Origin of the sequence: Agrococcus sediminis (assembly GCF_007923295.1) — a bacterium.
Lineage (GTDB): Bacteria > Actinomycetota > Actinomycetes > Actinomycetales > Microbacteriaceae > Agrococcus > Agrococcus sediminis.
In genome coordinates this window covers 163462-176229 of the sequence record NZ_VOIR01000011.1, presented here as the reverse complement: position 1 = coordinate 176229, position 12768 = coordinate 163462, and the positions used below count along the sequence as shown (strand labels likewise).

Below are 12768 nucleotides of genomic sequence, written 5' to 3'. Positions count from 1 at the left end.
TGCGGGCGGGCGCCTGCCAGACTGGGGCCATGCCCACCGACTCCGAGGCGCGTGTCGCCGTCTACATCGACTTCGACAACATCCTCATCTCCCGCTACGACCAGCTCCACGGCCGCGGCGCCTTCCACACCGATCGCGTGCGCACGCTGCCCGCCGACGGCCGCGAGTCGAAGGCGCGCACGCGCTTCTCGCAGGCCACCGTCGACCTCGGCGCCATCATCGACTACGCCTCGAGCTACGGATCGATCGTGCTGAGCCGCGCCTACGCCGACTGGTCGGTGCCCGCGCACGCCGCCTACCGCGACCAGCTGCTCGCGCGCGCGGTCGACCTCGTGCAGATGTTCCCGACCACCCGCTCGCTCAAGAACGGCGCCGACATCCGGCTCTCGATCGACGTGGTCGAGGATCTCTTCCGCCTCGACAACATCACCCACGTCGTCGTCGTCGCCGGCGACAGCGACTACATCGCGCTCGCGCAGCGCACGAAGCGGCTCGGCCGCTACATGGTCGGCATCGGCGTCGCCGGCAGCACCTCGAAGTCGCTCGCCGCGGCGTGCGACGAGTTCGCCGACTACGACGCGCTGCCCGGCATCGAGCCGGTCGTGCTCGACGAGCCCGAGGGCGAGCCGGATGCGCCGGAGCCCACGCCCGCCGAGGCGAAGCAGATCCAGGCCGAGGCGGAGGCCGTCGCCGCGCCCGAGCAGCCGCCGGCCCGTCGCCGCCGTCGCGCGACGAGCGAGTCGGTCGCCCAGGCGCAGGACGAGGTCGCGATGACGCCCGAGCAGCGCGGCGACGCCGCGACCGGCCTCCTCGAGCGGGCCCTGCGCATCCTGCACCAGAAGGGCGACGACGAGTGGCTGCACGCCAACGTCGTCAAGGAGCAGATGAAGCGCATGGACCCGGTCTTCAACGAGAAGTCGCTCGGCCACCGCTCGTTCTCGGACTTCATCGGCGCGCGCGGCGCGCTCGTCGAGGTGCGCGAGGAGGGGCAGGCTCGCCTGCTGAAGCTGAAGAGCCAGTAGCCGATCCGCTCGTCGCGCTGTCAGCGGCGGCGTGCAGGATGGATGCATGCCGGAGCTGCCGGAGGTCGAGGCCCTGGCGGCCGATCTGGGCGAGCGCCTGATCGGCCGCACGATCCGCCGCGTCGACGTGCCGTCGATCGCCGCGCTCAAGACCTTCGACCCGCCCGTCGACGCGCTGCACGGCACGGCCTTCACCGCCGTCGGCCGCCGGGGCAAGCACCTCGTGCTCTCGGTCGATAGCGGGCTGCACCTCGTCGTGCACCTCGCGCGGTCCGGATGGGTGCGGTGGCGCGACGCGGCGCCGAGCCCGACCGCGGGGCGCGGCCGGGGCCCGCTCGCCGCCCGCATCGTGCTCGAGCGGGCCGAGGGCGACGAGCGCGTTGGCGGCGACGGCGTCGACCTCACCGAGCAGGCGACGCAGAAGCGGCTCGCGATCCACGTCGTCGCGCACCCCGACCAGGTGCTCTCGATCGCGACGCTCGGTCCCGAGCCGCTGGACCCGGCGTTCACCGAGGAGCGCTTCGCCGGCATCCTCGCGCACGCCGGCCGTGCCCAGATCAAGGGCGTCCTGCGCGACCAGCGCCGCATCGCCGGCATCGGCAACGCCTACTCCGACGAGATCCTGCACGCGGCGCGCATGTCGCCGTTCCACCCGGCGTCGATGCCGGCCGACGACGTGCACCGCCTCTACGAGGCGCTGCAGCAGGTGCTCGGCGAGGCGGTCGAGCGGGCGCGCGGCGTCACGGTCTCGTCGCTCAAGGCCGAGAAGCGGCAGGGCATGCGCGTGCACGGCCGCAAGGGCGAGGCGTGCCCCGTGTGCGGCGACGCCGTGCGGCAGGTCATCTACGCCGACAGCACCTTCGAGTACTGCGCGACCTGCCAGACGGGCGGCAAGCCGCTCGCCGATCGCGTGCTGTCGCGGCTGGGCGTGCGCCGCTGACGGCTGCCCTCTGCGGGCTGCGGCTCAGAGGCTGCCGGCGACGACGGTCCACGGCTGGATCGTCACGACCCGCACGCCCGGCGCCTCGTAGTACGGGTCCTCGGCGAGGGCCGCCTCGACCTCGTCGACGTCGTCCGAGTGGAAGAGCAGCAGCGCGCCCGACTGGTCCTCGAAGGGGCCGGCGGCGGCGAGCAGGCCGCGCTCGTGCAGGCCCTGCAGCAGCTCGCGGTGGCGCGGGCGCAGCTCGAGGCGGGCCGGGTCGTCCGAGAAGGCGGTGATGACGGCGATCATGCACTCAGCCTAGGCAGTGGCGGCGGGCCCGCCCGCACATGACGGACGGGCGGATGCCCTGCCCGGGTGAGCAGGGCATCCGCCCGTCGTGTGCGCGGTGCGGTCAGGCCGCGGTGCGCTCCGCCTGCGCCGAGACCTCGACCAGCTGCGCGACGGCCGCGCGGAGCGGCTCAGCGGAGCGGGCGACGAACGCGCTCGCGTCGACCATGCGCATCGCGTCGTCGAAGTCGGTCGGCTGGAACGGCATCCGCACGCCCTCGCCCTGCAGGTCGAGGCCGATGTACGAGAGCACGGCGGTGAGCTGCGCGGCGGCCGAGGCGCCGCCCGACCAGCCGTAGGAGACGACGACGGCGGGCAGGTCGACCCACTCGGCCTTCAGGTAGTCGATCGCGTTCTTGAGCGCCGCCGGGTAGCCGCTGTTGTAGTCGGGGGTGAGGAACACGACGCCGTCGAGCGCGTCGATGCGCTCGGCCCAGGCGACCGAGTGCGGCTGGCTGCGCACGCCGGAGGCCGGCGGCAGCGCCTCGTCGAGCAGCGGCAGCGCGATCTCGGCCAGGTCGAGCATGACGGCGTCGCCGCCCGCGGCCTCGATGAGCGTCGCGATCTCGTCGGCGACCGGGCGACCGACGCGGACGGGACGGGTGCTGCCGACGATGATGCCGACCTGGGGGCGCCGGGACATGGGTCTCCTCGGGCCGTGGATCAGGGTGCGGCGCGATGCTGCGCCGTCTGGGCCAACGCCCCGTCGGATATCAGATATTCCCGGCGCCCCGGGCCCGGCTCAGCCGAGGAACGTGCGGGCTGCCGTGACCATCGCGCGGGTCGCCGTGTCGAGCGTCGGCTGCATCACGGGGATGAAGTTCGGCGAGTGGTTCGAGGGCACGTCGACGTCGAAGGTGCCGCGCTCCCGTGCCGAGGCGACCGTCTCGGGGTCGAAGCCGCCGTAGACCCAGTAGACGTAGCGCGCGCCCCACGTCGCGGGGAGGTCGCTGAAGTCCTCCGAGCCGAGCACGGGCTCCTGGGGCAGGTGCTGCTCGCCGAACTCCGCGTCGAACGCGGCGCCGAGCTTCGCCGCCGCCGCGTCGTCGTTGATGGTCAGGGGTGCCGCGGGGCCCGCCTCGATCGTCGCGGGCGGCGCGCCGGCGGCCTGCGCCTCGCCCTGCACGATGCGCTCGATCGCGGCGAGCACCTTGTCGCGCACCGGCTGCTCGAAGGTGCGGATGTTGATCTCGAAGCGCGCGTGCTCGGGGATGATGTTCTGCTTCGTGCCGGCGTGGAACGTGCCGACCGTGACGACCGCTCGGTCGGACGGCGCGACCTCGCGCGACACGATCGTCTGCAGGCGCACGACCATCGAGGCGGCGAGCACGATCGGGTCGATCGTCTTCTCGGGCTGCGATCCGTGGCCGCCGCGGCCGTGCACGGTGACGATGACGTGGTCGCTGCCGGCCATGACGGGGCCGGGCGCGGTGAAGACCTCGCCGGCGGCGCCCGGGAAGACGTGCTGGCCGAGCGCGATGTCGATGCCGTCGGGCAGCAGCTCGCGCAGCCCCTCCTGCATCGTGAGCGCGCCGGTGATGAGCTCCTCCGCGGGCTGGAAGACGGCGACGATCGTGCCCGACCAGTCGTCCTGCTCGGCGAGCACGCGCAGGGCCCCCTGCAGCGACGCCATGTGGGTGTCGTGGCCGCACGCGTGCATGACGCCCACCCGCTGGCCCTCCCAGTCGTCGGTCTCGGTCGAGCGGTAGGGCACCTGCTCGACCTCGGTCACCGGCAGGCCGTCCATGTCGGCGCGCAGCAGCACCGTCGGGCCCTCGCCGCGGCGGAGGATGCCGACGACGCCGGTCGACTCGCCGACCTGCTCGTGCGTCTCGTAGCCCGCCTCGCGCAGCAGCTCGGCCATGCGTGCCGCGGTGCGGTGCTCGCGCAGCGAGAGCTCGGGGTGCGCGTGCAGCTCGCGGTAGAGGTCTTCGATGAAGGGGCGGTGGCGCTCGAGGGTCATGCGGCCAGGCTAGCCGCGGCGGCGCCCGCCCGGGGCGGTCCTGCCGCCGCGCTCCGGCGCCGGGCCGCGTGCCGCACCGGCGATAGGATCGGGGGGAACCGTGAGGAGAGCCGTGACCGCCCAACCGAGCACCTCGCAGAGGCTGCTTCCGTGGCACCTCCCTGCGATGCGCGCAGTGCCGGCCCTCGTCGTCGGCCTGCCGCTGCCGTTCATCCCGCTGCACTCGCCGCTCGTCGGGCTCCTGACGCTCGCCGTGCTGGCCGGCGGCACCGCCGCTGCGCTGTGGCTCGGCCGCGCGCTCGTGCCTGCGGGCGCGGCTCGCTGGCCGGTGCCGGCCGCTGCGTGGTCGGCGCTCGTCGCCGTCGTCGCGGTGGTGCTCGCGCTCGCCGCGCCCACCGAGACATCGCTCGGCCTGCTGGTCGCGGCGTGGGCGCTCGTCACCGGCGCGCTGGAGCTGCGCGGCTGGTGGCGGATGCGGGGCGAGACCGACCAGCGCACGCTGCGGCTCGTGCACGACTGGCGCGCTGTCGGCGTGCTCACGATCATCCTGGGGCTGGTGTTCGCCTTCGTGCGCGACGCCGTCACCCTCACCGGCATGCTCGGCGCCTACGCCGTCATCGTCGGCGTCTACCACGCGCTCGCGGCGCTCTCCGCACGCCCGGCGCGCACCACGAGCGAGCGGAGCGAGGCATGAGCGAGCAGCAGCAGCACGACGACGGACCCATCCAGCCCACGCGGCGGCAGCGGCTGAAGCCCTTCGAGTACCTGGCGTTCGCCGCCGTCGCGGGCGCGTTCGTGGGACTCGTCATCCTGCTGTCGGTGCGCGACGTCGTGCTCGCGCTCGTGTTCGGGGGCGTCGGCTTCATCGGCACGCTCCTCATCACGGCGACGCTGATGCTCGCGATCAAGCCCAAGGGCCGCTCGGCGGCCGACCTCGACAAGCGCGAGGGCTTCGAGCGGTGAGGCGCGCGGCGCCCGTCGGCGCGGGCGCCCTCGCGGCGCTGGTGCTCGCGGTCACGCTCGCGGGCTGCTCGACCTCGGCCGTCGGGCCTGGGCCTGGGCCGCAGCCGACCGCGACCGGGAGCGGCACCCCCGGCGACGCATCCGCACCGGACGGCCCGCACCTGACGGCCGAGGGGCGGGTGTTCGACCCCGTCGCCGACGACGTCGACCCCGACGGCGAGTGCGAGGGCGAGTCGGGACGCGAGACGCTCGAGCTGTTCGACCGGGCCGCGTGGCCCGAGCTCGACGTGCGCGCGGGCGAGGCGCGCATGACGTGCGGCAACGCCGACGGCGCGGGCTGGCGGCACATCGCCGACGGCCACACGGGCGACTTCGACGAGCTCGCGGCGCTCATCGGCGCCGAGTGGGAGGACGTCGCGTGGTTCGCGATCGACCGCGCGCTCGAGCAGCCGACGCGCGTCGAGGCGTACCGCGACGACATCGTCAACTACGACGTGCTCGTCGAGCACGTCGAGGGCGGCGAGGTGCAGCGCTCCTGGATGGTCACGGTCGGCGTCGGCCTCGGCTCCGGCCAGATCATCACGGCGTTCCCCGACGAGCAGCGCTGACGATCCCTCGACACCGCGGTGCTCGCCGTGGGATCATCCGCAGCATGAGCCTGCACGCCCGGATGCGACTGGACGGCGATGGCGTGCGCACCGGCGAGCGCCTGCCGCCGGCGATCGCCCTGACCATCATCCCCCTGGCCGTCTACGCGTTCGCGGGATCGGGCAGTGCCACGGTCACGGGCTGGAGCATGATCAGCGGCGACGGCTCGTCCGAGACCTGGCTCTCTGACCCGGTGACGCTGCGTCTCGTGCCCTCGCTGTGGGTCTTCCTGCTCGCCATCGGGATCGCGGTGGCGGCGCATCTCGTCGCGCGCGACCGATGGGCGCAGGATCCGGTCCGCGCCGTGGATGCGAAGATCGCCGGCGTCATCGCCGTCTGGGTCGTGGTCGGGCTGGCGTACTTCGGCGGCTGGGCGTGGCTCGCCGCCGTCGGCGGCGGTGCTGTGGAGGCCTCGGTGCCGTTCCCGCTCATGGGCTACATCACGGCTGCGGCGAGCTGAGGACGCGAGGCACGCGAGGCGGCGAAGCGCCGACCCCTGCCGCTCCCACCGGCACGCCGGGCATGGCGCTGCGGATCGCCCCAATGCTCGGTCCGCACCTGCTGAGCCGCGGCGCACGGTCGGTCGCGGAGGCCTGACGCCGCCGCCTACGCGGCCTGGCAGGCTGGGTCGCATGCGCGATCTCGTGGATGTCGACTGGTTGGCCGAGCACCTGCGCGACGACGACCTCGTCGTGCTCGACGCGAGCATGGCGCCGCCGGGCTCGGGCGACCCGCTGCCGGCCGAGGGCATCCCGGGCGCCGTGCGCTTCGACCTCGAGGGCGCCTTCTCGCGCCACGACGAGTCGGATGGGCTCGGCCCGGTGGGCGTGCACGACATGCCCGCGCCGGCCGACTTCGAGCGCGCGCTCCGCGCGATCGGCGTGCGCGCGGGCGACCGGGTCGTCGCCTACGACGCGGCCGGGCTGTTCTCGAGCGCCCGCGCCTGGTGGATGCTGCGGGCCGCAGGAATCGACGCGGCCGTGCTCGACGGGGGCCTGCCCGCCTGGGCCGACGCGGGGCATCCGCTCGCCCCGGTCGCGGCGTCGACCGGTCGCGACGGCGACGTCGTCGTGCGGTGGGATGCGTCGGCGCTCGTCGACGCGGACGCCGTCGCGGTCGCGCTCGCGTCGGGCGAGGCAGCCGTGCTCGACGCCCGCTCGCCGAGCCGGTTCTCGGGCGACGAGCCCGACCCGCGCGAGGGCGTGCGCGCCGGCCACATGCCGGGCGCGGGATCGCTGCACTACGCGACGCTCGCCCCGGGCGGCCGCATGCTGCCCCCGGAGCAGCTCGCCGAGCGGCTGCGGGCGGCGGCGGGGGAGCGGCCGATCGTCGCGAGCTGCGGCTCGGGCGTGACCGCCGCCGTGATCGCGCTGGCCGCGACGCTCGCCGGCCGCGCGGTGGCCGTCTACGACGGCTCGTGGTCGGAGTGGGGCCGCGCCGACTCGGGCCGCCCCGTCGCGACCGGCGCCTGACGCGGCCGCTGCTGGCAGCCCAGCGGCCGGCGAGTGGGGCCGCTGCGCCCGACTGGGTCGGGCGCGCCGGCCCCGCTCGGGCGCAGCCGCCCCAGTCGGCGCGGGCGGCGCGCTGCGCCGCGCACCGGCGCGCCGCTTCTTTGAGCGGTTCACGATTGTGGCTAGGGTGGGGAGCGTGACCGAGACCGACGCCGAGCTGCTCCGCGAGCGGGGCCTCCGCGTCACGCAGGGGCGGCTCGCGGTGCTCGACGTGCTCGAGCGCATGCCGCACGCCGACGCCGAGAGCGTGCACCGCGCGCTCGAGGCCGCCGGCCACGACACCTCGGTGCAGTCGGTGCACAACGTGCTCGGCGACCTCACCGCCGCCGGGCTCCTGCGCCGCTTCGAGCCCGAGCGCTCGCCGGCGCGCTACGAGCGCCGCGTCGACGACAACCACCACCACGCGCTGTGCGCGCGCTGCGGCCGCGTCGAGGACGTCGACTGCGTCATCGGCGAGGCCCCCTGCCTGCACGCCGACGCCCCGCCCGGCTTCACCGTGCAGGCGGCGGAGGTGACGTTCGTCGGCGTCTGCGCCGACTGCAGCGGCCGGGAGGCGGACGCCGCCTGACCGGCCCCGTCGGGGCCGCACCCGACGACGCGGGCACCGTCGCCCATCCGCACCGCCGACGGCGCGAGCGCGCCCGCGCGACCGCGCGCACCCGGACCAGACCAACGACACGCAACGGAAGAGGAAGCATGACGACACCCACCACGAACAGCGTCGGCACCCCGATCGCGAGCGACGCGCACTCGCAGAGCGTCGGCGCCGACGGCGCGATCGCGCTCACCGACCACTACCTGGTCGAGAAGCTCGCCCACTTCAACCGGGAGCGTGTGCCGGAGCGCGTGGTGCACGCCAAGGGCGGCGGCGCCTACGGCCGGTTCGTCACCACCAACGACGTGAGCGCCTACACGCGCGCCGCGCTCTTCCAGCCGGGCGTCGAGACCGAGATGCTCGCCCGCTTCTCGACCGTCGCCGGCGAGCAGGGCAGCCCCGACACGTGGCGCGACCCGCGCGGGTTCGCGCTGAAGTTCTACACGACCGAGGGCAACTACGACCTCGTCGGCAACAACACCCCCGTCTTCTTCATCAAGGACGGCATCAAGTTCCCCGACTTCATCCACTCGCAGAAGCGCCTGCCGGGCTCGCACCTGCGCGACAACGACATGCAGTGGGACTTCTGGACCCTGAGCCCCGAGTCGGCGCACCAGGTGACGTGGCTCATGGGCGACCGCGGCCTGCCGAAGAGCTGGCGCCACATGGACGGCTTCGGCTCGCACACCTACCAGTGGATCAGCGCCGACGGCGAGCGCTTCTGGGTGAAGTACCACTTCAAGACCGACCAGGGCAACGCGTTCCTGCCGCAGGCGGAGGCCGACGAGCTCGCCGGCAGCGACGCCGACCACCACATCCGCGACCTCTACTCGGCGATCGAGGAGGGCGACTTCCCGTCCTGGACGCTCTCGGTGCAGGTCATGCCGTACGCCGACGCCGCGACCTACCGCTTCAACCCCTTCGACCTGACGAAGGTGTGGCCGCACGGCGACTACCCGCTCATCGAGGTGGGCCGCATGACGCTCGACCGCAACCCCGAGAACTACTTCGCCGAGATCGAGCAGGCGGCGTTCAGCCCCGCCCACTTCGTGCCCGGCATCGCGGCGAGCCCCGACAAGATGCTGCAGGCGCGCATCTTCAGCTACGCAGACGCGCACCGCTACCGCATCGGCGTCAACCACGCCGAGCTGCCGGTGAACGCCGCACGGGCGACCGAGGTGCACTCCTACGACAAGGAGGGCTCGATGCGCCACGGCTTTCGGCCCGCGTCGGCGCCCGTGTACGCGCCGAACTCCTTCGGCGGACCGGCGGCGGATGCGGCTGCGGCCGGTGACGACCGCGGGTGGCAGAGCGACGGGGAGCTCATCCGCGCCGCCGCCACCCTGCACCCCGAGGACGACGACTTCGGCCAGGCCGGCACGCTCGTGCGCGAGGTGCTCACCGACCCGGAGCGCGAGCGGCTCGTGGCGAACATCGTCGGCCACGTCGGCAAGACGCGCGTGCCCGAGATCCGCGCCCGGGCCATCCAGTACTGGAAGAGCGTCGACGCGGGCCTCGGCGCGCGCGTCGAGGCGGGGCTGACCCCGATCGACGAGCCCCGCACGTCGCTCGCGTCGGAGCCGGTGCGCACGCCCGCCGTCTTCTGATCCACGGCGCCCTCGCGCTCACGGCCCGCTCCGGCACCTCGCCGGGGCGGGCCGCGTCGCGTCGGGCACGCGGCGCCGGTGGCGGGCGTCAGGGGCGCAGCAGCACCTTCACCGCGCGCCGCTCGTCCATCGCCCGGTAGGCCTCGGCGGCGTCGTCGAGCGGCAGCTCGAGGTCGAAGACGGCGGATGCGTCGAGGTCGCCGGCGAGCACGGCCGGCACGAGCTCGGGCAGGTAGCGCACGACCGGCGCCATGCCGCCGCGGAGCCCGATGTTGCCGCGGAACGCCGTCGGCCAGGGGATCTGCACGCCGTGCGGCACGCCGACGAAGCCGACCGTGGCGCCGGGGCGGGCGGCGCCGAACGCCGTGAGCATCGACTGCTCGGTGCCCACGCACTCGAGCACCGCATCCGCCCCCACCCCGTCGGTGAGCTCGCGCACCGCCTCGACCGCGTCGTCGCCGCGCTCGGCCACGAGGTCGGTCGCGCCGAAGTCTGTGGCGATGCGCTGCCGCTCGGGGTTGCGCGAGAGGGCGATGATGCGCTCGGCGCCGAGGCGCTTCGCCGAGAGCACGCCGCACAGGCCCACCGCGCCGTCGCCGACGACGACGGCGGTCGAGCCGGGCACGACGCCGGCCGAGACGGCCGCGTGGTAGCCGGTCGGCAGCACGTCGCTGAGGGCGAGCACCGTCGCCTGCTGCTCGGGCGCGGGCGCCTCGTCGAGCACGAAGCACGTGGCGTCGGCGTTCGTCACGCGCGTCAGCTCGGCCTGGCCGCTGCCGGTCATCGCGAGCTCGACGCAGCCCTGCGTCTGGCCGGCGAGGCAGTGCACGCAGCGGCCGCAGCAGTGGTCGAAGGGCACGATGACGAAGTCGCCGACGCGCACGCGCGCGACGTCGGGACCGATCGCCTCGACGACGCCGATCGCCTCGTGGCCGATCGTGCGGGGCTCGGGCACCTCGTTCGCGCCGCGGTAGGGCCACAGGTCGGAGCCGCACACGCAGCCGGCGACGACGCGCACGATGGCGTCGGTCGGCCGCTCGAGCGCGGGGTCGGCCCACTCCTCGACGCGGATGTCTCCAGGGGCATGCAGGATGGTCGCTCGCATGCCTCCAGCCTGGCACGCGGTGCCCGCGCGCGCGGCGAGCGCGGGCGAGGGCGAGGGCGAGGGCGAGGCGCGCCTACGGCAGGCGGTCGACGAGCGCGCTCGCGACGCCCGTGTAGGCGTGGGGCGTCAGGCCCCGCAGCCGCTCCTTGGCGGCATCCGAGATGTCGAGCCCGTCGACGAACGCGATGAGCTCGGCCTGGCCGACGCGCTGCCCGCGGGTGAGCTCCTTCAGCTGCGCATAGGGGTCGTCGATCGACGAGCGGCCCGCGAGCACCTCGGCGCGGATGACCGTCTGGATCGCCTCGGCGAGCACCTCCCAGTTGCCCTCGAGCGCGGCGTCGAGCGCGGCGTCCGAGACGGCGATCTCGCCGAGGCCGCGGCGCAGGTTGTCGAGCGCGAGCAGCGAGTGCCCGAGCGCGACGCCGATGTTGCGCTGCGTCGACGAGTCGGTGAGGTCGCGCTGCAGGCGGCTCGTGACGAGCGTCGCCGAGAGCGACTCGAGCATGGCCGACGCGATCTCGAGGTTGGCCTCGGCGTTCTCGAAGCGGATCGGGTTGATCTTGTGCGGCATCGTCGACGAGCCGGTGGCGCCCGCGACCGGGATCTGCGTGAACGCGCCGAGCATGATGTAGGTCCACACGTCGGTGGCGAGGTTGTGCAGGATGCGCCCGGCGTGCGAGATGGCGCCGAAGAGCTCGGCCTGCCAGTCGTGCGACTCGATCTGCGTCGTGAGGGGGTTCCAGGTGAGCCCGAGGTGCTCGACGAAGGCGGATGCGGTGGCCGGCCAGTCGGCGTCGGGCTCGGCCACGACGTGGGCCGAGAAGGTGCCCGTGGCGCCGGCGAACTTGCCGAGCACCTCGACCTGCTCGATCCGCCTCGCCTGCCGCTCGAGGCGCCAGGCGACGACCGCGAGCTCCTTGCCGAGCGTCGTCGGCGTCGCGGGCTGGCCGTGCGTGAGCGAGAGCATGGCGCGGTCGCGCTGCTCGACGGCGAGCTCGCGCAGCCGGTCGATGACGGCGCGCAGCGCCGGCATCCAGACATCCTGCACGGCGGTGCGGATCGTGAGGGCGTAGGAGAGGTTGTTGATGTCCTCGCTCGTGCAGGCGATGTGCACCGCCTCCGAGAGCCGCTCGAGGCCCTGCTCCGAGAGCCGCTCGCGCACGAGGTACTCGACCGCCTTCACGTCGTGCCGCGTGACGGCCTCCTTGCCGGCGAGCCAGTCGACCTCGTCCTGGCCGAACGCGGCCGCCCACCGCCGCAGCGCATCCGCGTCCTCGGCGTCGACGGGGCTCGCGCCGAAGAGCCGGTGCTCGGCCACCCAGAGCAGCCACTCGACCTCGACGTGCACGCGGGCCCGGTTGAGGCCCGCCTCCGACAGGTGCTCGGCGAGCGCCCCGACCTGCCGCTGGTAGCGGCCGTCGAGGGGGGAGAGGGGCTGGGCGGGCAGCGACATGGGGCTCCTTCAGGGGCGCATGGCGGGCTGGATCTGGCGGAACAGCCTGCCGACGGCGGTCTCGATCTGGCGCAGGACGGTGCCGAAGAACGCGTCCTCCGAGTAGTAGGGGTCGGGCACGTCGGGCCCGGTGGCGTCGGGGTCGAACGACAGCAGCAGCCGGATCTTGGAGTGCTGCTCGTCGGTGCGGGCGAGCGAGCGCAGCGCGCGCTCCTGGCCGCGGTCGAAGGCGATCACGAGGTCGAACGAGTCGAGCCACTTGGCCTTGAACTGCTTGGCGCGGTGGGCGACGGCGTCGTAGCCGGCGTCGCTGAGCGCCGCGAGCGTGCGCGGGTCGGCGGTCTCGCCCACGTGGTACTCGCTGATGCCGGCGCTCGCGACCAGGAGCCGCTCGGCGACGCCGCGGCGCTTGGCGAGCTGCTCGAAGACCGTCGCCGCCATCGGCGAGCGGCAGATGTTGCCGGTGCACACGAAGCAGACCCGGAAGCGGGTCGCATCGGCGAACTCCCGGTCGATGGTCACAGGCCCCATTGTGGCAAACCCGGGGCGCCGCGGGGGCGGTCGCCGGCCGCGCTGTCCACAGGGGCGCCGGCTGGCGCAGCGGGCGCGGGCCGGCGGATGCGACGGTGCG

At 74.2% G+C, this 12768-nt stretch carries 15 protein-coding genes; 9 read left to right on the top strand and 6 right to left on the bottom strand.

The features are described 5' to 3' along the window. The first annotated feature begins 29 nt into the window (after nucleotides 1-29). Entirely contained in the window at nucleotides 30-1022 is a 993-nt protein-coding gene (locus tag FQ330_RS01310) for an NYN domain-containing protein (RefSeq protein ID WP_128190471.1), read from the top strand. Nucleotides 1023-1068: 46 nt separating this feature from the next. Beyond that, nucleotides 1069-1962 (top strand): Fpg/Nei family DNA glycosylase, encoded by an 894-nt coding sequence (locus FQ330_RS01305; protein ID WP_146354589.1) that lies wholly within the window; start codon nucleotides 1069-1071, stop codon nucleotides 1960-1962. A gap of 24 nt (nucleotides 1963-1986) precedes the next feature. Here the strand turns inward: FQ330_RS01305 and FQ330_RS01300 are convergent, their stop codons facing one another. The 3 genes from FQ330_RS01300 to FQ330_RS01290 form a co-directional block, all read right to left on the bottom strand. Further along, the gene (locus FQ330_RS01300; RefSeq protein ID WP_128190469.1) at nucleotides 1987-2253 is read right to left on the bottom strand and encodes a YciI family protein; all 267 of its coding nucleotides are present in this window, start codon (nucleotides 2251-2253) and stop codon (nucleotides 1987-1989) included. A gap of 103 nt (nucleotides 2254-2356) precedes the next feature. Continuing rightward, the gene (locus tag FQ330_RS01295; RefSeq protein WP_146354587.1) at nucleotides 2357-2935 is read right to left on the bottom strand and encodes an NADPH-dependent FMN reductase; all 579 of its coding nucleotides are present in this window, start codon (nucleotides 2933-2935) and stop codon (nucleotides 2357-2359) included. 99 nt (nucleotides 2936-3034) lie between these two features. Further along, complete coding sequence (locus FQ330_RS01290) at nucleotides 3035-4255, bottom strand: amidohydrolase (protein ID WP_146354585.1); 1221 nt, start codon at nucleotides 4253-4255, stop codon at nucleotides 3035-3037. A gap of 166 nt (nucleotides 4256-4421) precedes the next feature. Here FQ330_RS01290 and FQ330_RS01285 point away from each other — a divergent pair, with 166 nt between their 5' ends. The 7 genes from FQ330_RS01285 (at nucleotide 4422) to FQ330_RS01255 (ending at nucleotide 9579) form a co-directional block, all read left to right on the top strand. After that, nucleotides 4422-4949 carry a hypothetical protein gene (locus FQ330_RS01285; RefSeq protein ID WP_146354583.1) on the top strand — a complete coding sequence of 176 codons (528 nt, stop codon included), beginning with the start codon at nucleotides 4422-4424 and terminating at the stop codon, nucleotides 4947-4949. Then, nucleotides 4946-5218, top strand: coding sequence for a hypothetical protein (locus tag FQ330_RS01280; protein WP_146354581.1), 273 nt, complete (start codon nucleotides 4946-4948; stop codon nucleotides 5216-5218). The genes FQ330_RS01285 and FQ330_RS01280 overlap by 4 nt, the downstream gene beginning before the upstream one ends. Next, entirely contained in the window at nucleotides 5215-5826 is a 612-nt protein-coding gene (locus FQ330_RS01275) for a hypothetical protein (protein ID WP_146354579.1), read from the top strand. The genes FQ330_RS01280 and FQ330_RS01275 overlap by 4 nt, the downstream gene beginning before the upstream one ends. Before the next feature lie 44 nt (nucleotides 5827-5870). Further along, nucleotides 5871-6326 carry a hypothetical protein gene (locus FQ330_RS01270; RefSeq protein ID WP_146354577.1) on the top strand — a complete coding sequence of 152 codons (456 nt, stop codon included), beginning with the start codon at nucleotides 5871-5873 and terminating at the stop codon, nucleotides 6324-6326. A 172-nt stretch (nucleotides 6327-6498) separates the two neighbouring features. Next, entirely contained in the window at nucleotides 6499-7338 is an 840-nt protein-coding gene (locus tag FQ330_RS01265; RefSeq protein WP_146354575.1) for a sulfurtransferase, read from the top strand. Nucleotides 7339-7513: 175 nt separating this feature from the next. Then, nucleotides 7514-7945: a Fur family transcriptional regulator gene (locus FQ330_RS01260; protein WP_146354573.1), complete on the top strand. Its 432-nt coding sequence runs from the start codon at nucleotides 7514-7516 to the stop codon at nucleotides 7943-7945. A gap of 128 nt (nucleotides 7946-8073) precedes the next feature. Next, on the top strand, nucleotides 8074-9579 hold the full coding sequence (locus FQ330_RS01255) for a catalase (RefSeq protein WP_146354571.1): 1506 nt from the start codon (nucleotides 8074-8076) through the stop codon (nucleotides 9577-9579). 88 nt (nucleotides 9580-9667) lie between these two features. Here FQ330_RS01255 and FQ330_RS01250 read toward each other — a convergent pair whose 3' ends face one another. From FQ330_RS01250 to FQ330_RS01240, 3 genes are all read right to left on the bottom strand, one after another. Beyond that, complete coding sequence (locus tag FQ330_RS01250) at nucleotides 9668-10684, bottom strand: zinc-binding dehydrogenase (RefSeq protein WP_146354569.1); 1017 nt, start codon at nucleotides 10682-10684, stop codon at nucleotides 9668-9670. Between the two features lie 73 nt (nucleotides 10685-10757). Beyond that, complete coding sequence (purB, locus tag FQ330_RS01245; protein WP_146354567.1) at nucleotides 10758-12137, bottom strand: adenylosuccinate lyase; 1380 nt, start codon at nucleotides 12135-12137, stop codon at nucleotides 10758-10760. Nucleotides 12138-12146: 9 nt separating this feature from the next. Continuing rightward, nucleotides 12147-12659, bottom strand: a complete 513-nt coding sequence (locus FQ330_RS01240; protein WP_225792633.1) for a low molecular weight protein-tyrosine-phosphatase — start codon at nucleotides 12657-12659, stop codon at nucleotides 12147-12149. Between the last annotated feature and the right edge of the window lie 109 nt (nucleotides 12660-12768).